The organism is Aquaticitalea lipolytica, from assembly GCF_014641635.1.
GTDB classification, from domain to species: Bacteria; Bacteroidota; Bacteroidia; order Flavobacteriales; family Flavobacteriaceae; genus Aquaticitalea; species Aquaticitalea lipolytica.
Map to the genome: position 1 here is coordinate 1,266,062 of NZ_BMIC01000001.1, position 24,210 is coordinate 1,290,271.

A 24,210-nucleotide genomic window follows, 5' to 3' on the forward strand; every position below is an offset into this window, starting at 1 on the left:
AAAACTAAAATGAAAAATATAAAATACATCTTACTATCTGCTATTCTCATTGGTTTTACTTCATGTAACGAAGATGATAGCAACGACATGATTGAAGAACCATTACCAGAGCTAACAACTGGCTCTGCAGATTTTTCTAAATATGTTTCTTTAGGGGCTTCTTTTACTGCGGGTTATACTGATGGGGCTCTTTTTAAAGCATCTCAACAAAGCTCATTTCCAAGCATACTGGCACAGCAATTTGCTGTAGGTGGTGGAGGAGCTTTCACACAACCTCTTATGAATGATAATTATGGTGGATTAGCGGCTGGCGGTACAAGAATTGCCTCACCAAGACTGGTTTTTGGTGGTGCTGGACCTGTCCCTTTAGAAAATGTAATCGGACCTGTAACTGTATCTACTGATATATTATTAAATAACCCAACTGGACCTTTCAATAATATGGGAGTTCCTGGCGCTAAAAGTTATCACTTATTAGCAAATGGGTATGGTAATGCTGCGGGGTTACCAAATTTAGCTAATCCATACTTCGTGAGAATGACAGGAGCCACTCCTAATGCTTCAATGTTAGATATGGCTACAGCTCAAAATCCAACATTTTTTACTTTATCTGAAATTGGTGGGAATGACGTCCTTGGATATGCAACTACTGGTGGAGATGGCACAAACCCAATTACTGATACAGCAACATTTAATGCTGCCTTTAATGGCATTGTAACTGCTTTGACTGCAAATGATGCAAAAGGTGTTGTAACAAATGTTCCTTACATCACAGATTTGCCACATTTTACAACTGTACCTCATAATCCTTTATCACCAGCTTTATTAGGAGGAGCAACTAATATAAATACTTTAAATGCACAATTATATGGTCCATTAAGAGGCATATTTACCGCTTATGGAGAACCAAATAGAATACAATTATTATCAACTACATCTGCAAACCCATTATTAATTAATGACGAAAATGCTGTAGATAGATCTGCCGAAATTACAGCTGCATTAACACCTACCTTAGGTGCGCCAACAGCTGCTGCATTTGGTGCTATTTTTGGAAGAGCTCGTCACGCAACTGACGCAGATTTATTTGTTTTACCTTTATCTTCTAGTATAGGAACAGTAGTTTCTGGAGCACCTGCTCCAATAAACTTAAATGGTGTAAGCTATCCGCTTGCAGACAAATGGGTATTAATACCAAGTGAGCAAACTGCTATTAGAAATGCTACTGATGCGTATAACGCTACAATTTCAAATGTAGCGTCAACTAATGGCCTAGCTTTAGTAAACCTTAATGCTATTTTAACTCAAGCTTCAACTACTGGAATTATGTTTGATGATTATACAATGAACACTAGTTTAGTATTTGGTGGTTTAGTTAGTTTAGATGGTATTCATTTAACTGCTAGAGGTTATGCGCTTATGGCTAACAAATTTTTAGAAGCAATAGATTCTACTTATGGATCAAATTTTATAGCCTCTGGTAATGTTGCCAAAGCAGGAAACTATACAACAAATTTTTCTCCAACGTTGCAATAACACAGGTTTAAAATATATATTTATAACGCCTTCATAATGAAGGCGTTTTTTATATGTAAAAAAGAAAAAAAATGCCTTTAATTTTAAATTAAAAAATATATCTTTGCAGCGCGAAAAAAGTATGTTTTTTCGTGTAAAATTTTAGGTAAACATTAAACACATAAGTAATGTCAAAAGTTACAGGTAAAGTTGCACAAATCGTTGGTCCAGTTATCGACGTAGCGTTTGAAGCTGGTTCAAGCCTTCCAAAAATCTATGATTCTTTAGAAATAAAAAAACCAGATGGTTCATTATTAGTATTAGAAGTTCAATCTCACATTGGTGAAGATACTGTTCGTACTATTGCAATGGATTCATCAGATGGTTTAAGCAGAGGAACAGAAGTTACGGCTACTGGCGCTCCTATTCAAATGCCAATTGGTGATGATGTTTACGGACGTTTATTTAACGTAATTGGAGATGCTATTGATGGTTTAGGTGATTTACCTAAAGCTGGATCTGCTGGATTACCAATTCACAGACAAGCACCAAAATTTGAAGATTTATCGACATCTACTGAGGTTTTATTTACTGGTATTAAAGTAATCGATTTAATTGAGCCTTATGCAAAAGGTGGAAAAATTGGTTTATTTGGTGGTGCTGGTGTTGGTAAAACAGTATTAATTCAAGAGTTGATTAACAATATTGCAAAAGGACATGGTGGACTTTCAGTATTTGCTGGAGTTGGAGAAAGAACTCGTGAAGGAAATGACCTTTTAAGAGAGATGTTAGAGTCAGGTATTATCCGTTATGGTGATGATTTTATGCACTCAATGGAAGAAGGTGGATGGGATTTATCTAAAGTAGATAAAAATAAAATGAAAGAGTCTAAAGCGACTTTCGTATTTGGACAAATGAATGAGCCTCCTGGAGCTCGTGCTCGTGTAGCATTATCTGGTTTAACTATTGCAGAATATTTCCGTGATGGTGCAGGTGAAGGACAAGGAAAAGATGTACTTTTCTTCGTAGATAACATTTTCCGTTTTACACAAGCTGGATCTGAGGTATCTGCTTTACTTGGTCGTATGCCTTCTGCGGTAGGTTACCAACCAACTTTAGCAACAGAGATGGGTGCAATGCAAGAGCGTATTACATCAACTAAAAGAGGCTCTATTACGTCTGTACAAGCGGTTTACGTACCTGCAGATGATTTAACCGATCCTGCTCCTGCTACAACGTTTGCCCATTTAGATGCAACAACAGTACTTTCAAGAAAAATTGCTGAGTTAGGAATTTATCCTGCTGTAGATCCTTTAGATTCTACATCACGAATCTTAACTGCTGATATTTTAGGGAAAGAACATTATGAATGTGCGCAACGTGTAAAAGAGTTATTACAACGCTATAAAGAATTACAAGATATTATTGCCATTCTAGGTATGGAAGAGTTATCTGAAGAAGATAAAATGGCTGTAGGACGTGCAAGACGTGTACAACGTTTCTTATCTCAACCTTTCCATGTTGCTGAACAATTTACAGGTATTCCAGGTGTATTAGTTGATATTAAAGAAACAATTAAAGGATTTAATATGATTATGGATGGTGAATTAGATCACTTACCAGAGGCTGCTTTTAACCTTAAAGGAACTATTGAAGAAGCTGTTGAAGCAGGAGAAAAAATGTTAGCTGACGCTTAATTAATTCTTAATTAATAATTATGTATTTAGAAATTGTATCACCAGAAGCCACGTTATTTAGTTCAGAAGTTGATTCTGTTGTTGTACCTGGTGTTAACGGTGAGTTTGAAATGCTAAATAATCACGCTCCTATTGTATCGCTACTAAAAGAAGGAATTGTTAAAATTAAAACTCATTCAATAAGTCATTTGGTTTTTGACGAATTGCATGCTGAAGTAATTCCTCATAGTGATGATAAAAGAGTTTTGACTTTAAAAATCAATTCTGGAACAGTAGAAATGAAAGATAATAAAGTAATTGTATTAGCTGATTAACACAATACAACTTTATAAAATAAAAAAAGCCAAGCGTTACGTTTGGCTTTTTTTATTTTAATATTCGTTAATAAGTACATCGTCAATCCATTCACCCTTTTTTATGCTATTAGTGTTTTTATTAAATAATACACCTTTACCATTACGTTGACCGTTTATAAAGCACCCAAAATACCCTTCACCATTAACTTTTGTATAAGAGCCATAACCATTATATTTATTGCCTTCACCAAATTGCCCATCATATATAAAACCGTTAGACGCATACCAAGTACCTTGAAGCATATACCCATCTTTATAAAAGCCTATATACTTGCTGCCATTATCATAAATATATTGTCCATATCCATTTGTACAGTCACCTATTAAACATCCTTTATCTGTGTTTTGAGTATTTTTAAAATAATTATATTTTGTAATTAGCTTGCCATTTTCAAATATGCCATATTGCGCTGTATTGGTATCTTTAAAATATTCTGTACCAAGCCCTTGAAGTTTTGCGTTTTTAAAAACCCCTTTTTGCCATGAACCATTTGAGAAATTAACAATTCCATAGCCCTCTATAATTCCATTTTTCCAATCACCAACAAACTTACTGCCTGAATCCCAAACATAACTACCGTAGCCTTCTCTCTTTCCGTTTACAAAAAAACCAACATAAGTACCATTATCAAATTCATAAACTCCATAACCGTTTATGCAATTGCCTTCTGTACAGTTTGGGTCTTTAGTAGCTGTAGTTTTTTGTTTTATATCCCTTTCAAACGTGTCTGTAACACCTACATCACCATAGTAATCGTATTTATAAGTTGACATCATATTTACTTTCCCATCTTTATCTACACCATTTATTATATTACCATACCTATCATACTTTACATTGTCATTTTTTACCCAACCATACCAATATCCGTTTTTATAATAAACAACATCTCTGTAATTTTTTGAAGCATCTTTAAAATTTGTATTAGTTTTGGTAACCACTACAAAATCACCATCTTTTGCATAAGTATAGGTTTCTTCCCAAGCGACTTTAAACTGATAATCATAGTATTCTGCTTTTATCACACGATTTTTAGTATCATAATTATAGATAAAGGAATTAACTATGCGATTGCCATATTGATCAACTGTGCCTGTCCAATTGCCATTAGCATCATAAGTATAAATCTCTGAATTATTGAATACTTTTTTCTCTATTATGCGTCCCTTTGCATCCAACACTAATGGGTAAAGTGGCTTAAAAGCATCGCCTAACCAAGAGCTGGTAGAAATAAGCTTATGGTTTTGATTATAAGTAAATTCAAAATTAGAACCAAAAACCCCATAAATTAAATAACCTTCTTTATCAAAATTATAAGTGCGATAAAATTGATAGGTTTTAATTGGTCCTTTTAAATTAAAATGCTCTTTTTTATATTTAATTGGAATTTCATTGAGTGGTGCCTCTACCCAATTGATGTTGTATTGAGCAAATGCTAACGTATAACTAACAAAACAAAGCAAAAATAGTAAGGTTTTCATCTCAATAATATTTTGAATATCTCAAAGATGATATAAAATAAAACGTCACACCATACGACAAACGTCGTATATTTTTATTTCCATTTCCAAATAATCAATTCCCAATCTTGATTATTAGAAGAATAGTTTTTTAAAATTTCAAATCCAACGGCTTTGTGTGCTTGAGAAGATCGTGTATTCAAAACATCAACTTCAGTAATTATTGCATCATATTCTTTGGACAACTCATCTTTCATAAAATTATATAAGCCTCTAAAAACGCCCTTGCCTCGTTGGCTTTTATCAACACATATTTGACCCATGGCTATGTAGTTTAAACTTGTATTGTTTTCTAAGAGCGCTTTGTCAATTTCTTCAAACATTGGTACTAAAAGTGGTATATCCTTTTTAAAATCTTGTAACATAGACAATGCATAGCCTACAACCTTATCATCATATTTTGCAATACAATGTGCGCACTTATCATTCATCAACTTTAACATATCAAAAGTATGCTTTAAGGTAACAAAGCCTTCTTTACTTTTATCATCAACAGATAAAACTTCTCTAAGGTTTTGCTCCTGAAGTTTTAAAATCCCATTGAGTTCTTCAACAGTGGTTGCTCTATGATAAGTTACAATGCTCATAATTGCTATTCTTTAATATTCAACCAAAGTGCTTTATTCTGTTTAACTTTTTTAAGCTTTAAATTATCATCCAAATTTAAATATGACAATTTATAACTTACATCTGTTTGTACTTTTAAAGTCGTTTCGTAAATAATATCATAACGTTCGTAAATTAAAACAACCTCATCATTAATATTATATTTGTTTAAAGCTAAATCAATATTTACAACGCTATTTAGGGTAAAATCGCCAACTTTTATAAGCTTATCTCCAACTTGAAGACCAGCATTATATGCCGAAGAGTTAAGTTTTGGATTGCTTAATAGTTTATGGTCTCTAACAAAAGCTCCGAATGTAATAGCATTTTCGGTTTTTAATTCTATCCCAACATTTTTAAAAAGTCTTTCAAAATCTGGCATCCCACTTTTATAGATATAATTATTAAAGAAAGCATCTCCAAATTCTTTCCCAGCATAATTATTAAGTGTTTGATGTAGCTCTTCAACAGAATAGTATTTGTTAATCTTTCCAAAATTAGTCCACATTAATTTCATATAGTCATCAAGATTTAAGTTTTGCTCCCTTAATGATAAATCTAATGCTAAACCAAGTATTTCGCCATAGTTATAATATGAGATAAATGTGTTGCCTCTATTTTGTTCATCTACCGATTTTGCTGCATCAACAAAAGGTGCTTGATAACTCATCTCAATAGGATTGAAAAACTGACGTCCAGGTGAAGTCCAAACATAATTAAACCCTCTAGCCATATCGTTTAAATAGGTTTCATGACTCCACACGCCTGCTCTACACATTGATAAAGCATCATAATAGTTTGAAAATCCTTCAGCAAACCAAAGTGAACCACTCATATTAGCTTCTTCAAAATTAAAAGGCTCTAAATCTTGTGGTCGAATGCGTTCTACATTCCAGCAATGAAAAAACTCATGCGCAACTGTGCCTATGTTTTGTTCTATTCCTCCTTGTGCTAAACTTCGTGTACTAGTTATTACTGTTGAGTTGCGATGCTCCATACCATCACCATCTACATTAGGCATATAACATGCTAAAAAAGTATATTCTCCATAATCATAAGTTGGAAGCTCTCCAAATACTTGCTCTTGTTGGAGTACTATTTTTTTAACACTATCAAAGTAGGTGTCTAAATTAGCATCTGTAGCTTTATCATCATGCAACACAAAATTTATGGTTTGATTTTTAACTTTAAATGAGCGCTTTCTGTAATTGCTAATCTCTACAGGGCTATCCATAAAATATTGAAGATTTTTAGCATAATACTTGAAATCAGAAACATGTTTTAATTGTGTTGCAACTTTCCAATTTAAATCTTCTCTTACATTAAAAATAAGTTCAAACTCATTTTCAGATAATTCTGGAACATACATAAAAGTAGCAGGAATATTAAGGTGTGCATGCGTCTCATCAATTTGCGCATAAGTCCCATCACCATGATTTCCATATAATGTATAAGTAACATTTATAGTCCCATCGTGTCCTTTTACAAGCCAAGAATAAGGGTTAGGCCGTGTTGCAATTAAACTATTGCCTTTACTGTCTGTAACTTTAACATTGTAAACATTTTTTACAAACTCGTGTAAAGCATATCTACCAGGAGATGATCGACTCATGGTAAACTCAACCTCATCAGATTTTAAATCTGAAAAGGTAGCTTTAATAGTTGCTTCATGATGAATAGCATTTTCAAAAGAGATAACATATTTTGAAGATACTTGAGCATTAATAACAAACGAAAAAAACAATGTTATAATACCAATAATAGACTTTTGCATAAAACCAATTTTTGCCTCTAAGATAATATTTTTGATGGTGTTTTAATATGATAATATTACTACTTAAGTATCTTTGTTTTATGATTCCTAAAAAACTTCAAGATAAAATAGAACAGCGCAAAACTCAAAACACATTGCGCCAATTAGGCACTCAACATAATCTGGTAGATTTTTCATCAAATGATTATTTAGGGTTTTCTATATCTAGAGATATTTTTGATTTGACGCATCATTTTTTGGAAGAAAATTTTATTAAACAAAATGGCTCCAGAGGCTCACGCTTATTAACTGGAAACCATCAGTTATATGATGATATAGAAGATTTTATTTGCAGCTTTCACAATACTGAAGCAGCGCTTATTTTTAATTCAGGTTACGATGCTAATCTTGGTTTTTTTTCATCAGTACCTCAACGAGGCGATATCATTTTATATGATGAGTATATTCATGCTTCTATTCGCGATGGTATTACTATGAGTAATGCAAAATCTTATAAATTTAATCATAATGATTTATCAGATATTGTAGCAATACTTAATCGTGTTCAAAACAATGAAGAGGTTTATATCGTTACAGAATCGGTTTTTTCGATGGATGGAGACTCACCAGATTTAAAAGCATTCGCTGAATTTTGCTCACAAAACAAGTATCATTTTATTGTTGACGAAGCTCACGCAGTAGGCGTTTTTGGCAATAAAGGTGTTGGGTTGATACAAGCATTAGGTTTAGAAACCAATATTTTTGCACGTATTATTACTTTTGGTAAAGCTTTTGGATCTCATGGCGCAGCAATTTTAGGCAGTGAAGATTTAAAACAATACTTAATTAATTTTTCTCGTCCGTTTATTTATACCACTGCTTTACCACCACATTCTTTAATGACATTAAAATCGGTTTATAAAGAATTAGCACATACACACAACATTGAAAAACTTCATGAAAACATTGATTTTTTTAAATTGCAACTTAAAATACATCAATTAAAATCACGCTTTATAGAAAGCAATTCTGCAATACAGTGTTGCATTATTAGAGGTAATGAAAACGTGAAATCGGTTTCTAACATGTTAAACAAAAAAGGGTTTGATGTAAAGCCTATTCTATCTCCAACAGTTCCACTAGGTCATGAACGACTTCGCTTTTGTTTACACAATTATAATTCACATAAAGAAATCTCGGAAGTCTTGCAGTTGTTAGCTACTTTTGTAAAATGAAAAAAGGAAAGTTTACAACTGTTGCAATATTTCAATATTCTTCTGAAGCTCAAATAATAAAAGGCAGGTTAGAATCTGAAAATATCGAAGTGTTTTTAACAGACAACCTTACAATTGATACAGATCCATTAGTTAGTAACGCAATTGGTGGAGTTAAGCTAAAGGTGTTATCTCATCAAGCTAAAGAAGCAAAAGAAATTTTAAGTTCTATTGAAAAATATTCGCTAGATGATGAGGGCAACTCAATACATTGTCCAAATTGTAAGAGTGAGCAAATCGAACTCTTTTCAACTATTAAAGATTTCAAATCGTTGTTCTGGTTTATTTTTGGAGTATTATTTAGCTCTCTTCCTTTTTACACGAAGCATAAGTATAAATGTGAACTATGCTTAACTGAATTTGATTTAAAATGAAAACAACATATTTCGTTACAGGAATCTCAACAGATGTTGGTAAAACAATAGCATCAGCAATTCTTGTTGAAGCATTAGAAGCAGATTATTGGAAACCTGTACAAGCAGGAGAATTAAGTTTTTGTGATACTAAAAAAGTAGAACAATTAGTATCTAACAAAACATCTAAATTTCATGCTAACTCCTATGCTCTAAAAACGCCTATGAGTCCTCATGCTGCGGCAGAAATTGATAATATTTCTATTGATATTAAACAGATAGTTGAACCTAAAACTAAAAATAATTTAGTTATAGAAGGTGCTGGAGGTTTACTTGTTCCTTTAAACAATACGCAAACGGTTTTCGATATTATAAAACCTAGCTATAAAGTTATTGTAGTTTCTAGACATTATTTAGGCAGTATTAATCACACTTTACTAACCGTAAATTTTTTAAAAGAAAAAGGTTTTGATGTTTCACTTATTTATAGTGGTAATGAGCATAAAACTACAGAAGACATTATTGCCAAGATGACTAATGCTTCTGTTATTGGTAGAATTAATGACGAACCCTATTTTGATAAAAATGTTGTTAGAGAATATGCTGAATTGTTTAAAAAAAAATTATGACATTAAAAGAACGTGATAAAAAACACCTTTGGCATCCATTAACACAGCATAAATTACATCCTGAAGCTATAGCCATTACAAAAGCGAAAGGCTGTGTGTTAACAGATGAAAACGGAAATGAATATATAGATGCTATTGCCTCATGGTACACATGTATGTATGGCCATTGTAATGAGTTTATAACAAATCGTGTTAGCCAACAAATGAAAACTTTAGATCAAGTTGTGTTTAGTGGTTTTACTCACGAGCCTGCAATACTACTCTCTGAAGAATTGATGACCATTTTACCACAAAATCAAAACAAGATTTTTTTTAGTGACAATGGCTCGACAAGTGTTGAAATTGGTATTAAAATGGCGTTACAATACCACTTTAATAAAGGTGATAAACGCAATATATTAATTGCTTTTGAAGACGGATTTCATGGTGATACTTTCGGAGCTATGAGTGTGTCTGGTTTATCAGTCTATAATGGTCCTTTTGAAGATTTTTTTTTAGATGTAAAACGTATTCCTACACCAAACGGAAATAATCACGATGCTATTTTAGAATCACTTAAAGAAATTGCTAAAAGCAATACCATTGCTGGATTTGTTTACGAACCACTAGTACAAGGTGCAGCAGCTATGAAAATGCACAATGCTGAAGGACTTGAGCTCATTTTAAAATTTTGCAAGGCAAACAAAATAATAACTATTGCTGATGAAGTAATGACGGGTTTTGGTAAAACAGGAAAATACTTTGCGTCAGATTATATACATACCAAGCCAGATATTATGTGCTTAAGTAAGGCGCTTACAGCTGGTTTGTTGCCTATGGCTATTACTTCATGTACTCAAGATGTGTATGATGCATTTTATAGCGAAGATATAAGTAAGGGCTTGTTCCATGGTCATACTTATTCGGCAAATCCGTTAGCATGTACAGTTGCAATTGCAGGAATAGAGTTACTTAAATCTAAAGAGATTCAAGATAATATTCAACGTATCATAAATTCTCATAAAGATTTTAATAATAGAATTAAAAATCATCCGAAAGTAAAATCGACACGTCAAACAGGGATAATTTTTGCTCTCGATTTAAATATAGAAATGGAGCGTTACGGAAATTTACGTGATAAACTCTTTAGCTTTTTTATGAGTAATGGTGTTTTTCTCCGACCTTTAGGTAATACAATATATATTTTAGCACCTTATGTAATTAGTGAAAAACAATTAGAAAAAGTATATAAAACCATTGAAGACGTTTTAGTTACAATTTAAATGATTACTCAATCCTTTATTCATTTTTTTGTTAAGCTTAAATAATTGTAATTTTGAGGATACTTAAATACTAAAAATGATTAAAACACTTCAAATTATAGCCTTATTTCAAGGCTTATTTGTTCTTGTAGTTTTGTTTGCTAATAGAAAAGAGTACAAAAAAATGACATTCAGATTAATTTTTGGTGCTCTTGTTTCGATTATACTTTATATTATTGGTGATGATGAAAATAACTTGTTTTTTGAAGGCGTAGATTTATTTTTGTTTGATAGCTCATTATTTATCACATTTCTTTTTCTGTTTTTTAGATACTATAATAATGGCAAAGAGAGTTTTGCTAAGCTTGACTATCTTTTTTTTATTCCAAATTTGATTTATTTTATTATTGAGCTAATTGAAATAAACTCACAATCAGAAAATTTTATTGTTGAAATTATTGAGGTGCTTATTGAGTTTACTTTTTTTGCATACCTCTGTATTTTATTTTATTCTATAATTACAACAAAGAGAAAGCACTGGATATTATATTTTGTAATCCCTATCTCTATTTTATTTGGGTTTGCTTCTATAAATGATTTTTTATTGGCATTTGGTTATGATGCTTTTGAAATATTTAACGATCAAAATTTTAATACTTATTTACTTCTAATTATTGCCTTCCTTTTTTATTTTATTTCCTTGACTTTAATGAATAAAAAAATGAATGATATTTTACCTAAAATAAAAAAAGACAAGTATAATAACTCTAACCTTAACCAAGAAGCTATTGCTCAATACAAAACAGATTTGATTAACTCAATGGTAAATGATAAAATGTATCTTAACCCGAAATTGTCAATTCATGATTTGTCAAAAAGAAATAACATTCCTCGTCAGTATATTTCTGAAGTTTTAAATGAGTATATGAATACTAGCTTTCAGGATTTTGTTAATGAATATAGAGTTGAAGAGTTTATAAATAGATTAAAAAACAATCAAGACAACCAATTTACTCTACTAGCAATAGCTTTAGATGTAGGATTCAACTCAAAATCTTCTTTCAATGCTATTTTCAAGAAATTCAAAGGGTTAACGCCTACTGAATATAATAAGACTATTCTCAAAAACAATAAATAGGTGCAGATAAATTATTCTGCACTTATATGATAAAACATCCGTTTTTAATCTCTCGTTATTTGTATCAACAAATGCCTATAACGTATTTTAAAAATGGAAGAAGTGTTAAAACCCAAAAGGCTTTAATTAATACACTCCTCATTTTTCTCTACTTATTTTAAAATTCTAATTGTTAGTTTGTGGTTATACTTAACCTTCAAACCTGTAACAACTGAAACTTAATTTATAATAGCATTTGTAATTTTTTTATGATTACTATTATGAACCTATCTATCATTAAAAATTCCTTAATAACCAATCAAACATTAAATACCCAAGTAATTAATAATTTTAAAAAATTAAGGTTAAGTGTATTTTTTCCTCCTTTGTTTTTAATGATTCTAATTGTTGCTTTTTTAATTATTGAAAATGACTTTTCAGTTGACGCATATATATTAATTCAAAAAGATTTGTTTTTATATATTAACTCCATCTTATCACATCAACCTAACTTACAATATAACTTAACTCAATTAGGTGACGTAATTATATTTTTACCTTTTTTAGCTATTTTTATGATTTATGCACCTAAATTATGGGAGTCAATACTAGCTTCATTAATAGTATCATGTATTTTGACTAACGTACTGAAAAGGTTTTTTGCAGTCCCAAGACCAGCTGCTATTTTTGACAATGATATTTTTGTTATTACTGGGAAGTCAATTATATCTTATAATAGTTTGCCTTCTGGACATTCAATAGCAACTTTTACAATTCTAACATCAGTACTATTTGCTTTTATGCCAAAAAAATTAAAATTTAAAGTAATGTGGTTCTCTATCATTTTAAGTTTAGGTGCAATAATTGCTTTTACTAGAGTTGCTATAGGTGCACATTACCCTTTAGATGTTGTAATTGGTAGTATAATTGGCTATATATCTGCTCTAATAGGCATTTTTTTTAGTAGAAAATTTAATCTTCTGTCTTGGTTAGCAAACAAAAAATACTATTTCATTTCGATGATTTTGTTTTCAATTTGGGTCATTGTGTTAATTAATAAAATAATTACTTTAAATTTGATAGTGTTTTATTTTTCTTTAGCAAGCTTGTTAGCAACACTATATGTAACCTCTATTATTTATGTTAAAAAACAATATTAAATTAAGCCATTTTGTATTAATAGCTAGCTTAATTAATTTTTTATTATATCATTTCCATTTTTTTAAATTCGTTTTTAACACCCTAGATTACAAAAGTTTAAGTGGAATTACCATTATAGTAAGTTTGGTAATAATAATGCTGGTTGTAAACGCTTTTGTATTATACCTTATATTTTTTCTTTCTCGATTTGTTGGAAAATTGCTATTGGTCATATTTTTCATCATTAACGCAATTGCTCTATATTTTATTAATACCTACAATGTTTTAATTGACATAACCATGATTGGTAATGTTATTAATACCGATTATGAAGAGGCCAGTAGTTTCTTTTCTTGGGGATTAATTATGTATTTAATTCTATTTGGATTGATACCTTCCTTTTTTATTATTAAAGCGAAAATTATAAAGGAATCACTCAAAAGATTTTTAATCAGTTTTTCGTTAACATTACTTTTTATAATATGCATGGTTTTTGTAAATGGTGGCAATTGGAGATGGATAGATAAAAATTCAACCAAATTAGGTGCATTAGCAATGCCTTGGTCTTATATTGTAAATACTTCAAGATACTATATTAAAAAAAGTAAAGAAAATGAAAAGGAAATTTTATTACCTAACGCAACCATAAAAGACAATGAAAAGTCTATTGCAGTTTTAGTAATTGGAGAATCAGCAAGAAGCCAGAATTTCTCACTATATGGTTATGAAAAACTTACAAATCCGTTATTATCTAAAATAGAGAATCTTCATAGTTATAAAGCAACAGCTTGTGCTACTTACACAACAGCAGGAGTAAAATGTATTTTGGAGCATGAAAGCACAAATAAGTTGTACGAAATACTACCAAATTATCTACATAGAAATAATGTTGAAGTTATATGGAAAACAACAAATTGGGGAGAACCACCAATACACATTAAAAATTTCTATAATAAAACTGAATTAAGAAAAGATTGCGAAGGAGAAGAGTGTAATTATGATGAAATTCTCTTAAAAGGGTTACAGGAGCAAATTTTAGCGAGTAAAAAAGATAAAATACTAATTGTACTACACACCAGTACAAGTCACGGACCATCCTATAACACAAAATATCCATCTAGGTTTGAAAATTTTAAACCAGTTTGCAATAGTGTTGAACTAGGCGAATGCACTTCAGAAGAGCTTATAAACGCATATGATAATACTATTGTTTACACAGATTACATACTATCTAGTTTAATAGAAAATTTAAAGGAATTAAAAGATTATAATAGTATGATGATGTTTGTTTCAGATCATGGAGAATCATTGGGAGAAAACAATTTATATATGCATGGAATTCCAGTAGCTTTTGCACCAAAAGAGCAATTAGAAATACCTTTTATTGTATGGATGTCTGATAATTCAAAACAACTTAAATATAATAAAACTGAAACCTTGTCACAAAATCATGTTTTTCATAGTGTCTTAAACTTTTTAGCAATAGAAAGCCCTATTTATGATGAAAGCATGAATATTTTTAAATGATTTAATTTCCTTCTAAACTTTTATCTAGTAGGTTAATTTCTTCATTTGTTGATTTTATTAATACATATAACTCTTCATAAACCCAATCTCCATTTACTTTTTCTCCTATAATAGTAACATAGCCTTTGCGCTTAGACCCTTTTAGCGGAATTGTAATATCAACGTGACCAGAATCACCATTTTCAAGAGATATGTTGCCTTGCATAATACCATCTGTTTCTACAGGACTTCCGAGTGCTGCAATAACTTTAGGGCTATTAGACGCTTGTTCAACAGCATACTCATAAGGCGCTGAGCCTGAAATAGCTTTTGAAACTCCAAAAACTAATGCTCCAATACCTAAAACAAAAAATGCTATAATTGTTAAACATCCTCCTAGTGGCACTACCCAAACCCAGTTTCTTCCAAACCAACTTTTTTGTTTTACTTCTTCCATTCTATAAATTGTTTTATAAATATAAGTAATTGACTTCAAGCTTTTGTTACATTTTAATAAAACATACCTTTGTCAAAAGCTTTAATTTTTAGTGAAAAATCCAATCTCAATAACATCAATTTCATCAATTTCGCCTTTAGGTAATTCTTTAGACGATATATGGAATAACTACTTAAATAGCAATCATTGCTTTAGTAAAACGTCATTGTTTGACACAGAAGTTTTAGTATCGAAATTACCTGTTTCAGCTAAAAAAGAAATTAAAGCATTAAGAGCTTCAGATTCTAAATATAAATCGCTTGATGACTCTGTGTTATTTGCAATTTATACCTCAAGAAAAGCTGTTGAACAAGTAGGTTGGAAACCTTCAGATAACTTCGGAATTAATATAGGTTCTTCTCGAGGTGCAACACAATTGTTTGAAAAACACCATGAAGCATTTCTTAAAACAAATAAAGCCAATACACTTAGCTCTCCAACAACAACATTAGGAAACATATCATCTTGGGTAGCTCACGATTTACAAACTCAAGGTCCAGAAATAAGTCATTCTATTACATGCTCAACAGCATTACATGCATTACTTAATGGTATAGCTTGGATAAATTCTGGTATGTGTGATAAGTTTTTAGTTGGAGGTAGCGAAGCGCCTTTAACACCTTTTACTATTGCTCAAATGCAAGCATTAAAAATTTATGCTAAAGAAAATAAAAATGAAGCTTCATATCCTTGTCTTGCATTAGATGTTGATAAAACAAAAAACACAATGATTCTAGGTGAAGCAGCTTCTGTGGCATGTTTAGAGCAAGGTGAAAAAGAAAATGCGATTGCAAAAATTATAGGATTGGGTTATGCAACCGAAATATTAGAGCATAATGCATCACTTTCAACAAATGCTGATTGTTTTCAAAAGTCTATGGTAATGGCTTTAGGTAATTTAAATCCTGATGAAATAGACATTATAATTACGCATACTCCTGGAACAATAAAAGGAGATTTATCTGAATACAATGCTATAAAAAAAATATTTTGTAACAAGATTCCTTCATTTACTACTAATAAATGGAAGATTGGCCACAGCCTTGGTGCTTCTGGAATGTTAAGTGTAGAAATGGCTGTTTTAATGTTAATGTATCAAGAATTTATTTCGGTTCCTTTTATTGAAGAAATAAAACCAAAACGCATCAAAAACATTATGATAAACGCTGTTGGGTTTGGTGGAAATGCTGTGTCTATTCTTCTTTCAAAATAATATTGTGAGACATTTTTAAAGGTCTTATATTTCAAACATAAAATTTAAATTTCTACTTATGATGGAATGGTTTTCAGCTTTAGATGGGTTCTCCCAATTTTTTTGGATTATAGCACTTATTGGATCATTGCTATTCGTTTTTGTAATCATAACAACATTTTTAAGTGTTGATGGTGGAGATGATTTTGATAATGTCGATTCAAGTATTAATGCAGACGCTGGAATAGAATTTCAATTTATCACTTTCAAAAATTTGGTTGGTTTTTTTACCATTTTTGGATGGATAGGAATTGCTTGCATTAATGCTGGCTTTTCAATTCTTGTAACTGTTATTGCTGCTTTAGTCGGCGGAATTCTTATGATGCTTATTATGGCTGCTATGTTTTATGGAATGAAAAAACTAGCAGATAGTGGAACATTAAACTATAAAAACGCAATTAATGCAACTGGAGAAGTCTATTTAACTATAGGTGCAAATCGCTCTAAAATGGGAAAAGTAAGCATCAGAGTTCAAAGTACTTTAAGAGAGTTAGAAGCAATAACTGATTCATTATTTGAATTGAAATCAGGCACAATTATTCAAGTTATAGATGTTACAAACAATGGCATTTTAATAGTTGAACAAACTAAGAAACCAATAGAACCAATTAAACAAGAAACATATGAACTACCTCCTAACACAACAAACCTTTGATTTAGGTTTTCCTATTGCAGTTATTTTTGCGATACTTTTTGTCTTTGTCTTTTTTATTATCCTTATTAAGCGATATAAACGTTGTCCATCAGACCGTATTTTAGTTGTATACGGAAAAGTCGGTGGAGGTCAGTCTGCCAAATGTATTCATGGTGGAGCTGCTTTTATAGTTCCTGTTTTTCAAGATTATGAATTCTTGGATTTAACACCAATTTCTATTGAAGTAAACTTGGTAAACGCCCTCTCTAAACAAAATATTCGTGTTAATGTACCTTCACGCTTTACAATTGGTATTTCTACAGAACCAGGAGTAATGCAAAATGCTGCTGAACGTTTATTAGGTTTAGGGCAAAATGAAATTCAAGAATTAGCACAAGAAATTATTTTTGGTCAATTACGTTTAGTTGTGGCATCAATGGATATTGAAGAAATTAACAACGATCGTGATAAATTTTTAACTAATATTTCTGAAAGTGTTGAGTCAGAATTAAAGAAAGTTGGTCTTAAATTAATTAACGTAAACATTACAGATATTGTTGACGAGTCTGGATATATTGAAGCACTTGGTAAAGAAGCTGCGGCTCATGCAATAAATGCTGCTCGTAAATCTGTTGCCGAAAAAACTAGAGATGGTTCTATTGGTGAAGCAAATGCTGTACAAGACGAAAGAACTCAAGTTGCCGCTGCTAATGCCCAAGCTGTAGAAGGAGAAAATACAGCTAAAATTGCAGTTGCTAATTCCGATTCTTTACGTCGTCAACGAGAAGCAGAAGCAGAACGCGTAGCAATTGCTTCAGAAAAAGTACAAAGCGCAAAAGCTTTAGAGGAATCTTATGCTGCTGAAAAAGATGCCGAAATTGCAAGAGCTGAACGCGAGCGATCTTCTCAAGTAGCAGATATTATAGTTCCTGCTGAAATTGATAAACGTAAAGTTGAAATAGATGCTGAAGCTGAAGCTGAACGTATTAGAAGACGTGCTAAAGGTGAGGCTGATGCTATATTATTTAAAGCACAAGCCGAAGCCCAAGGTCAGTTTGAAATTTTAACTAAACAAGCTGCTGGTATGGAGCAAATTGTTAAAGCTGCTGGTAATAATTCTAAGGATGCAGTATTACTATTAATTGCTGATAAGCTACCTGAATTAGTTAAAACACAAGCTGAAGCTATTAAAAATATTAAGATAGATAAAGTTACTGTTTGGGAAAATGGTGGTGGAAAAGACGGAAAATCTTCAACTGCAAACTTTCTTTCTGGAATGTATCAATCAGTTCCGCCTTTACAAGAAATGTTTAATATGGCTGGAATGCAATTACCAGATTATTTAAAAGGTAAAGAGATAGAAAATAAAGCTGAGCCAGATAAAAAAGCTGTTGATAATTCTAACGATAAAAAGTAAGATAAAATTCCACCGCAAAGGTGGAATTTTCTATTTTTACCCAAACTAATGATTTTATGAGCGAGACAAGACACAATTGGACAAAACAAGAAATTTTAGATATATATAATAAACCAATGATGGAGTTGCTTTATGAAGCAGCAACAATTCATAGGCTGCATCACGACCCAAATACTGTACAAGTATCTACACTTTTATCTATAAAAACAGGAGGTTGTCCAGAAGATTGTGGCTATTGTCCGCAAGCTGCACGTTACCACACCAATGTTGAAGGCAATGATTTAATGAGTGTGCAACAAGTAAAAGCGCAAGCCTTACGTGCTAAAGCTTCAGGTAGCTCACGTGTATGTATGGGAGCCGCTTGGCGTAATGTAAAAGATGGTCAAGAGTTTGATAATGTGCTAGAAATGGTACGTACTATTAACAAACTTGATATGGAAGTATGCTGCACTTTAGGTATGATTACCGAAAACCAAGCGCAACGCCTTGCTGAAGCTGGTTTGTATGCCTACAATCATAATTTAGACTCGTCTGAAGAGTATTATAAAGAAGTTATTTCTACACGTGGTTTTGAAGACAGACTGCAAACAATTGATAATGTTCGTAAAACCAATGTAACTGTTTGTAGTGGTGGAATTATTGGAATGGGAGAAAAAATTGAAGACAGAGCAGGAATGCTTGTGGCGCTTTCTACATTAAATCCACAACCAGAATCTGTGCCAATTAATGCTTTAGTTGCAGTTGAAGGTACACCTTTAGAAGAGCAACAACCAATAGAGATTTGGGATATGATTCGTATGGTTGCTACAACACGTATTGTAATGCCAGAAACTCAAGTACGATTAAGTGCTGGTAGAACAGATATGAGTAGAGAAGGTCAAGCAATGTGCTTTTTTGCTGGTGCTAATTCAATTTTTGCAGGAGATAAATTATTAACAACTCCTAATCCTGATGTTAATGAAGACATGAAAATGTTTGAGTTATTAGGGCTTAATCCGCAAAAGCCTTTTATTAAAAAAATGCAACCAGAAACGGTTGAAGCTAAAGATTCTAAATTTCAAGCTTTAGGCGAAAAACCAAAATGGTCACGTCCAGAACACAAAATTGAGCGTAACGAAGAGGCTAAACAAAAAGCTAAAGCTTTAAAGTAGTAAGTACTTGTGTTAAGGATTGAAGCGATATCCTTTTTATAGTTACTTTGCTATAAAAAGATAAAGCTGAAAGCCTGACGCTTTGCTGCAAAGCATAAGCGGAACACCCAAATTTTAACATACAATTTGTTTGATTATATAACGTTTTGTTAACTTTACACGTTAAAATTTTATAGCATTGGCATTAGACCTACAAGACATTCCTCGTGTAAAGACTATTACCAAAGAGGAGTTTATAAAACATTATTTTAAGCCACAAAAACCTGTGGTTATTGAACAATGTATAACAGATTGGCCTGCTTATAACAAGTGGAGTTTAGACTACATGAAACAGGTGGCTGGCGACAAAATTGTTCCGCTTTATGATGATAGACCTGTAGATTATAAAGATGGTTTTAATGAAGCTCATGCTAAAATGAAAATGAGCGAATATGTAGATTTGCTTAAAAGTGAACCTACTAAATATCGTATTTTTCTTTGGAATGTTTTAAAGGAAGTACCTCAGCTTCAAAAAGATTTTAAGTTTCCAGATTTTGGTTTAAAACTCATGAAAGGGTTGCCAATGTTGTTTTTTGGCGGAACAAATTCGCATACTTTTATGCATTATGATATTGATTTAGCTAACATTTTTCATTTTCATTTTGAAGGCAAAAAGCAATGTATATTATTTGACCAGAAACAAAATAAATACCTCTATAAAATTCCGTATTCGCTAATTAACAGAGAAGATATAGATATGTCTAGTCCAGATTTAAACAAATGGCCTGCTCTTAAAAAAGCAAAAGGGTATATTACAGAGCTGAATCATGGTGAAGTATTATATATGCCAGAAGGCTATTGGCATTACATGAAATATTTAACACCTGGATTTTCAATGAGTTTGCGAGCAATTGCTAGAAATCCAAAAAATTTAGGTAAAGCAGTTTATAATATCTTTATAATGCGTTATTTTGATAATGCAATGCGTCGTCTTAAAGGTCAGAAATGGATTGACTGGAAAAACGAACAAGCTATTACAAAAACTAATAAGATTTTAAAATAAACCATAATACTCAAATCATGAAAAAAATATTTTTATTACTAGCTATATTAAGCACATCTTTAATAAGTGCACAAGCATTTAAAGGCAAAGGAGATACTAAGTTACAAGTAGGTGCTAATGTTCAAAACAATGCAACAGGTATTAATTTAAGTTACGATTATGGTGTTGGCGAAAACATATCGTTAGGTTTTTCTACATCTTACGCATTAGGTATTGATGATAAAATAAGTAAAGATTTTACTGATAGGTTTGATTTAAAAGCGCGTTTTAATGCAAATTTGGGTAACGTACTTAAAATTGATGAAAATTTTGATGTGTATCCTGGTTTAGATATCAGTTTAAAAAACTTTGGTGGACATTTAGGAATGCGTTATTTGTTTACTGATGGTTTTGGTGTGTATACAGAGTTTAATGTGCCATTTGCAAAATATACTTCAGATGCACTTACACCTTCCGAAAAATTACACAATCAGTTTGCTGTAAATTTTGGAGCTACTTTTAATCTTTAAAAATTAAAAAAGGCACTTTTTAAATCGATAAAAAGTGCCTTTTTTAATGTCTTATTTTATAAGTTGGTTTACTTTATCGTACACCAAATTGCTTTCCCAACCACGATATAATAAATAGTCAGCTAGCTTCTTTTTTTTCTTCCAAATATTAGCTTCGGTTATATTTTTTGCTTTTTTTTCGGCTAAATCATTAAAAACATCGATATACTCATCATAATCTATAGTGTTAAGTGCCTGATTTATATTAACTTTGCTTATGTCTTTTAACTTTAATTGCGAAGTTAGACGGAGTTTCCCCCAACTCTTCATTTTAAACTTACCTCTAACGTATGCTTTGGCAAAACGTTCTTCATTAAGAAAATTGTGTTCAATAAGGTGTACAACAATAACATCTATAGCTTCTGGTATCATTTGCATATCCTTAAGTTTTTGAATCACTTCTTTATGACAACGTTCTTGATATGCACAATAATGCTCTAGCTTGCTTTTAGCTTCTGTAACTGTGTATGTCTTTTTGTTATTTAACATGTATCAAAAATAAAAGATTATTAAAACAAACGTTTGATTTTTATAACCAAGTCTAAAAAAATTTAAACTTAACATTATGAAAAAAATATTTACTCTTAGTAAACCCTCTGCTTTTTTTATAGCTTTTTTATGTGCCATTTCTTTTGGGTTTGGGCAAGTTGAATTAGCATCATATAGTTCAGTTAATAATACAGGATGTAGTGGTATTATAGCTAATAACACTAACGTATCAGCTGCAGGTATTTGTAGAGGTCCAGGCATTGCTTATAATGCTTCTTTAGAATATAATTCGAGAAACTGGACAAATAATGCTAGTACCTTTGATGTAAATGACTATTTAGAATGGACTTTATCACCTAATGCAAATTATCAAATTGATTTAACTAATATGGACATTCGTTATAACAGAAGTAATACTGGTCCAGATAAAATGTTAATTAGAATGAATACAGGTTCTGGTTATGTTACAATTTTTAATGATGATGGCACAAATTCTGTTTCTGTAAATGGAGAAGATCATACAATAGATTTATCTGCATATACATCTTTAACTTCTACAATAACTTTCAGGCTATATGCTTATCGTTCAGGAACAGGTAATGGAACCTTTAGAATACAGCAAACAAGCACAGCAACACTTGCAAATCAAGGTATTATTATACGTGGTGATGTGAGAGCTTATTGTGCGCCAAGTACAACTTGGAATGGTGCGACATGGAGTGCTGGAGTACCAAACATTGGTACAAATGCGATTATAAATGGTAACTATTTTACAAATGTGGCTAATCCAAGCTTTAGTGCTTGTAGCCTAACTGTAAATACTGGCTCAACCCTTACTGTAAATAACAATTATTATGTTGAAGTTCAAAACGATATAACTGTTGATGGTGCAATTAACGTAAGACCAAGAGGCTCGGTTAAACAAAATAGTAATACTGCTAAAGTAACTGAAAATGGAACTATTAGTGTTACAAAAACAACAGCACCTTTAAATGCTTGGTATGAATACACATATTGGAGTTCGCCTGTTTCAGGTGAAACTATCGGAAGTGGTTTATCAGAATCTGATGTAGATAGACGTTTTAGGTTTAATGCTAATAACTATTTAGACGCTTTAAGAGAAACAGCTAACAATAATACTTTTGTTGCAGGTCAAGATGATGTTGATGATAATGGTGATGATTGGACTCTAGTAAATGGAGCTACAGTAATGCAACCAGGTGTTGGTTATGCTGCTACACATGATGAAGCTGGATTTGTTGGTCCTGGTTCTCCTCCATATCAATTTGATTACACATTTACTGGTCCTTTTAATAATGGGATAATTAATGTAAATGTTGTTAGAAATGACACTGAAACTAATGATAATAACTGGAATTTGATAGGTAATCCTTACCCATCTGCTATAAGTGCAGATACTTTTTTTAGTGTAAACTCTTATGCTTTAAACCCTACAAGTGGTAAGCTTGATGGAAGCATATATTTATGGTCTCAAAACATAGCGCCTAGCGACTCAACAAATGGTAATGAAGGTCAGAATTTTTCTGCTTCAGATTATGCTACAATTAATGGAGCTGCTCAAACCGCTGGTGGAGATGGCTTAACTCCTGTTAGATTTATCCCTTCTGGACAAGCCTTTTTTGTGTCGGTTTCAGATTCTCCTGCTTTGCCTTCAGGTAATGTAGTGTTTAATAACTCTATGAGAGTTGTTGCTAGTAATACACAGTTTTTCAGGAATTCTAATACAACTTCTGATAATAAACTTTGGGTTAATTTAACTTCAGATAATGGTGTATTTAATCAAATTGCAATAGCATATATTGATGGTGCAACTAATGATTTTGATGGTACATTTTATGATGCTCCTAGAAATTTATCAGCTAACTTACCTTCTTCAATTTACACATCAATTGAAGGGAATACTAAAAAGTTTGTGATACAAGGTAAAGCTTCAAATAGCTTAACTTTAGACGAAGTTATTCCGCTAGGATTTAATACATCTATTAATGTACCTACGGTTTATACATTATCTATCTCTCAATTTGAAGGTGATTTTATGACTAACAATCCTGTTTATCTTAAAGATAATGTATTAAATACCATACATAATTTATCAACTTCTGCTTATAATTTTACTTCACAAGTTGGTGAGTTTGAAAGTCGTTTTGAAATCGTATTTCAACCAGAAACCTTATCAATTGGGGAAAATGATTTAAATGCTAATAGTTTAACAATTATTGAGCTTAACGATGACAATGTTAAGTTTACTGTTAGTAATAATTTTGATATTAAATCTGTAGCTATTTTAGACCTTTTAGGTAGAACGCTTTATCAATTTGAAGGTCAAAGTAATTCTGAAGTTTACAATCTTTCTAACTTAAGTAATACAGTATATATTGCTAAAGTTGAGCTGTCTAATGGACAGGTAATTACCAAACGCGCTATTAAAAGAAACTAATTAAACCTCTATAAT

Annotated in this window: 22 protein-coding genes; 17 read left to right on the forward strand and 5 right to left on the reverse strand. The window is 31.6% G+C overall.

What is annotated here, in order from left to right; genetic code table 11:
- Nucleotides 1–9 precede the first annotated feature (9 nt).
- From IEW41_RS05900 to IEW41_RS05910, 3 genes are all read left to right on the forward strand, one after another.
- The gene (locus tag IEW41_RS05900; protein ID WP_188605370.1) at nucleotides 10–1,536 is read left to right on the forward strand and encodes an SGNH/GDSL hydrolase family protein; all 1,527 of its coding nucleotides are present in this window, start codon (nucleotides 10–12) and stop codon (nucleotides 1,534–1,536) included.
- A 167-nt stretch (nucleotides 1,537–1,703) separates the two neighbouring features.
- The gene (gene atpD, locus IEW41_RS05905) at nucleotides 1,704–3,212 is read left to right on the forward strand and encodes a F0F1 ATP synthase subunit beta (RefSeq protein WP_188605371.1); all 1,509 of its coding nucleotides are present in this window, start codon (nucleotides 1,704–1,706) and stop codon (nucleotides 3,210–3,212) included.
- A 20-nt stretch (nucleotides 3,213–3,232) separates the two neighbouring features.
- On the forward strand, nucleotides 3,233–3,526 hold the full coding sequence (locus tag IEW41_RS05910; protein ID WP_188605372.1) for a F0F1 ATP synthase subunit delta/epsilon: 294 nt from the start codon (nucleotides 3,233–3,235) through the stop codon (nucleotides 3,524–3,526).
- A 57-nt stretch (nucleotides 3,527–3,583) separates the two neighbouring features.
- Here the strand turns inward: IEW41_RS05910 and IEW41_RS05915 are convergent, their stop codons facing one another.
- From IEW41_RS05915 to IEW41_RS05925, 3 genes are all read right to left on the reverse strand, one after another.
- The gene (locus IEW41_RS05915) at nucleotides 3,584–5,050 is read right to left on the reverse strand and encodes an MORN repeat-containing protein (RefSeq protein ID WP_188605373.1); all 1,467 of its coding nucleotides are present in this window, start codon (nucleotides 5,048–5,050) and stop codon (nucleotides 3,584–3,586) included.
- Nucleotides 5,051–5,124: 74 nt separating this feature from the next.
- Entirely contained in the window at nucleotides 5,125–5,676 is a 552-nt protein-coding gene (locus IEW41_RS05920) for a GNAT family N-acetyltransferase (RefSeq protein WP_229660177.1), read from the reverse strand.
- A 5-nt stretch (nucleotides 5,677–5,681) separates the two neighbouring features.
- Nucleotides 5,682–7,469, reverse strand: coding sequence for a M61 family metallopeptidase (locus IEW41_RS05925; protein WP_188605374.1), 1,788 nt, complete (start codon nucleotides 7,467–7,469; stop codon nucleotides 5,682–5,684).
- 80 nt (nucleotides 7,470–7,549) lie between these two features.
- Here IEW41_RS05925 and IEW41_RS05930 point away from each other — a divergent pair, with 80 nt between their 5' ends.
- The 7 genes from IEW41_RS05930 to eptA all read left to right on the forward strand — a co-directional run bounded on the left by IEW41_RS05930 (nucleotide 7,550) and on the right by eptA (nucleotide 14,729).
- The gene (locus IEW41_RS05930) at nucleotides 7,550–8,683 is read left to right on the forward strand and encodes an aminotransferase class I/II-fold pyridoxal phosphate-dependent enzyme (RefSeq protein ID WP_188605375.1); all 1,134 of its coding nucleotides are present in this window, start codon (nucleotides 7,550–7,552) and stop codon (nucleotides 8,681–8,683) included.
- A complete protein-coding gene (locus tag IEW41_RS05935) occupies nucleotides 8,680–9,096 on the forward strand; it encodes a putative signal transducing protein (RefSeq protein ID WP_188605376.1) in 417 nt (138 codons plus the stop codon). The genes IEW41_RS05930 and IEW41_RS05935 overlap by 4 nt, the downstream gene beginning before the upstream one ends.
- Nucleotides 9,093–9,704 carry a dethiobiotin synthase gene (bioD, locus tag IEW41_RS05940; RefSeq protein WP_188605377.1) on the forward strand — a complete coding sequence of 204 codons (612 nt, stop codon included), beginning with the start codon at nucleotides 9,093–9,095 and terminating at the stop codon, nucleotides 9,702–9,704. Before IEW41_RS05935 ends, bioD begins: the two co-directional genes overlap by 4 nt.
- A complete protein-coding gene (bioA, locus tag IEW41_RS05945; RefSeq protein WP_188605378.1) occupies nucleotides 9,701–10,966 on the forward strand; it encodes an adenosylmethionine--8-amino-7-oxononanoate transaminase in 1,266 nt (421 codons plus the stop codon). Before bioD ends, bioA begins: the two co-directional genes overlap by 4 nt.
- Nucleotides 10,967–11,042: 76 nt before the next feature.
- Nucleotides 11,043–12,083, forward strand: a complete 1,041-nt coding sequence (locus tag IEW41_RS05950; RefSeq protein ID WP_188605379.1) for a helix-turn-helix domain-containing protein — start codon at nucleotides 11,043–11,045, stop codon at nucleotides 12,081–12,083.
- A gap of 260 nt (nucleotides 12,084–12,343) precedes the next feature.
- Nucleotides 12,344–13,222 carry a phosphatase PAP2 family protein gene (locus tag IEW41_RS05955; protein ID WP_229660178.1) on the forward strand — a complete coding sequence of 293 codons (879 nt, stop codon included), beginning with the start codon at nucleotides 12,344–12,346 and terminating at the stop codon, nucleotides 13,220–13,222.
- Entirely contained in the window at nucleotides 13,203–14,729 is a 1,527-nt protein-coding gene (gene eptA / locus IEW41_RS05960; protein WP_188605380.1) for a phosphoethanolamine--lipid A transferase EptA, read from the forward strand. The genes IEW41_RS05955 and eptA overlap by 20 nt, the downstream gene beginning before the upstream one ends.
- A 1-nt stretch (nucleotide 14,730) precedes the next feature.
- On the opposite strand, the gene IEW41_RS05965 is transcribed toward eptA, so the two are convergent.
- The gene (locus IEW41_RS05965; RefSeq protein ID WP_188605381.1) at nucleotides 14,731–15,165 is read right to left on the reverse strand and encodes a cytochrome c oxidase assembly factor Coa1 family protein; all 435 of its coding nucleotides are present in this window, start codon (nucleotides 15,163–15,165) and stop codon (nucleotides 14,731–14,733) included.
- Nucleotides 15,166–15,256: 91 nt separating this feature from the next.
- Here IEW41_RS05965 and IEW41_RS05970 point away from each other — a divergent pair, with 91 nt between their 5' ends.
- From IEW41_RS05970 to IEW41_RS05995, 6 genes are all read left to right on the forward strand, one after another.
- Nucleotides 15,257–16,417: a beta-ketoacyl synthase N-terminal-like domain-containing protein gene (locus tag IEW41_RS05970; protein ID WP_188605382.1), complete on the forward strand. Its 1,161-nt coding sequence runs from the start codon at nucleotides 15,257–15,259 to the stop codon at nucleotides 16,415–16,417.
- A 58-nt stretch (nucleotides 16,418–16,475) separates the two neighbouring features.
- Nucleotides 16,476–17,111 carry a hypothetical protein gene (locus tag IEW41_RS05975; protein ID WP_188605383.1) on the forward strand — a complete coding sequence of 212 codons (636 nt, stop codon included), beginning with the start codon at nucleotides 16,476–16,478 and terminating at the stop codon, nucleotides 17,109–17,111.
- Complete coding sequence (locus IEW41_RS05980) at nucleotides 17,080–18,507, forward strand: flotillin family protein (protein WP_188605384.1); 1,428 nt, start codon at nucleotides 17,080–17,082, stop codon at nucleotides 18,505–18,507. The genes IEW41_RS05975 and IEW41_RS05980 overlap by 32 nt, the downstream gene beginning before the upstream one ends.
- A gap of 56 nt (nucleotides 18,508–18,563) precedes the next feature.
- Nucleotides 18,564–19,658, forward strand: coding sequence for a biotin synthase BioB (gene bioB / locus IEW41_RS05985; protein WP_188605385.1), 1,095 nt, complete (start codon nucleotides 18,564–18,566; stop codon nucleotides 19,656–19,658).
- Nucleotides 19,659–19,836: 178 nt separating this feature from the next.
- Nucleotides 19,837–20,700 (forward strand): cupin-like domain-containing protein, encoded by an 864-nt coding sequence (locus IEW41_RS05990; protein ID WP_188605386.1) that lies wholly within the window; start codon nucleotides 19,837–19,839, stop codon nucleotides 20,698–20,700.
- Between the two features lie 17 nt (nucleotides 20,701–20,717).
- A complete protein-coding gene (locus tag IEW41_RS05995) occupies nucleotides 20,718–21,209 on the forward strand; it encodes a DUF6646 family protein (protein WP_188605387.1) in 492 nt (163 codons plus the stop codon).
- Between the two features lie 51 nt (nucleotides 21,210–21,260).
- Here IEW41_RS05995 and IEW41_RS06000 read toward each other — a convergent pair whose 3' ends face one another.
- A complete protein-coding gene (locus tag IEW41_RS06000) occupies nucleotides 21,261–21,737 on the reverse strand; it encodes a regulatory protein RecX (RefSeq protein ID WP_188605388.1) in 477 nt (158 codons plus the stop codon).
- Nucleotides 21,738–21,813: 76 nt separating this feature from the next.
- Between IEW41_RS06000 and IEW41_RS06005 the strand changes: the two genes are divergently transcribed.
- Nucleotides 21,814–24,195 (forward strand): RemA C-terminal-like gliding motility protein, encoded by a 2,382-nt coding sequence (locus IEW41_RS06005; protein WP_188605389.1) that lies wholly within the window; start codon nucleotides 21,814–21,816, stop codon nucleotides 24,193–24,195.
- Nucleotides 24,196–24,210: the final 15 nt, after the last annotated feature.

Excerpts from the sequence above, each read along its gene's own strand:
- IEW41_RS05900 (WP_188605370.1), top strand. The coding sequence starts at position 10 with ATGAAAAATATAAAATACATCTTACTATCTGCTATTCTCATTGGTTTT.
- atpD (WP_188605371.1), top strand. The coding sequence starts at position 1,704 with ATGTCAAAAGTTACAGGTAAAGTTGCACAAATCGTTGGTCCAGTTATC.
- IEW41_RS05910 (WP_188605372.1), top strand. The coding sequence starts at position 3,233 with ATGTATTTAGAAATTGTATCACCAGAAGCCACGTTATTTAGTTCAGAA.
- IEW41_RS05915 (WP_188605373.1), bottom strand. The coding sequence starts at position 5,050 with ATGAAAACCTTACTATTTTTGCTTTGTTTTGTTAGTTATACGTTAGCA.
- IEW41_RS05920 (WP_229660177.1), bottom strand. The coding sequence starts at position 5,676 with ATGAGCATTGTAACTTATCATAGAGCAACCACTGTTGAAGAACTCAAT.
- IEW41_RS05925 (WP_188605374.1), bottom strand. The coding sequence starts at position 7,469 with ATGCAAAAGTCTATTATTGGTATTATAACATTGTTTTTTTCGTTTGTT.
- IEW41_RS05930 (WP_188605375.1), top strand. The coding sequence starts at position 7,550 with ATGATTCCTAAAAAACTTCAAGATAAAATAGAACAGCGCAAAACTCAA.
- IEW41_RS05935 (WP_188605376.1), top strand. The coding sequence starts at position 8,680 with ATGAAAAAAGGAAAGTTTACAACTGTTGCAATATTTCAATATTCTTCT.
- bioD (WP_188605377.1), top strand. The coding sequence starts at position 9,093 with ATGAAAACAACATATTTCGTTACAGGAATCTCAACAGATGTTGGTAAA.
- bioA (WP_188605378.1), top strand. The coding sequence starts at position 9,701 with ATGACATTAAAAGAACGTGATAAAAAACACCTTTGGCATCCATTAACA.
- IEW41_RS05950 (WP_188605379.1), top strand. The coding sequence starts at position 11,043 with ATGATTAAAACACTTCAAATTATAGCCTTATTTCAAGGCTTATTTGTT.
- IEW41_RS05955 (WP_229660178.1), top strand. The coding sequence starts at position 12,344 with ATGAACCTATCTATCATTAAAAATTCCTTAATAACCAATCAAACATTA.
- eptA (WP_188605380.1), top strand. The coding sequence starts at position 13,203 with ATGTTAAAAAACAATATTAAATTAAGCCATTTTGTATTAATAGCTAGC.
- IEW41_RS05965 (WP_188605381.1), bottom strand. The coding sequence starts at position 15,165 with ATGGAAGAAGTAAAACAAAAAAGTTGGTTTGGAAGAAACTGGGTTTGG.
- IEW41_RS05975 (WP_188605383.1), top strand. The coding sequence starts at position 16,476 with ATGATGGAATGGTTTTCAGCTTTAGATGGGTTCTCCCAATTTTTTTGG.
- IEW41_RS05980 (WP_188605384.1), top strand. The coding sequence starts at position 17,080 with ATGAACTACCTCCTAACACAACAAACCTTTGATTTAGGTTTTCCTATT.
- bioB (WP_188605385.1), top strand. The coding sequence starts at position 18,564 with ATGAGCGAGACAAGACACAATTGGACAAAACAAGAAATTTTAGATATA.
- IEW41_RS05995 (WP_188605387.1), top strand. The coding sequence starts at position 20,718 with ATGAAAAAAATATTTTTATTACTAGCTATATTAAGCACATCTTTAATA.
- IEW41_RS06000 (WP_188605388.1), bottom strand. The coding sequence starts at position 21,737 with ATGTTAAATAACAAAAAGACATACACAGTTACAGAAGCTAAAAGCAAG.
- IEW41_RS06005 (WP_188605389.1), top strand. The coding sequence starts at position 21,814 with ATGAAAAAAATATTTACTCTTAGTAAACCCTCTGCTTTTTTTATAGCT.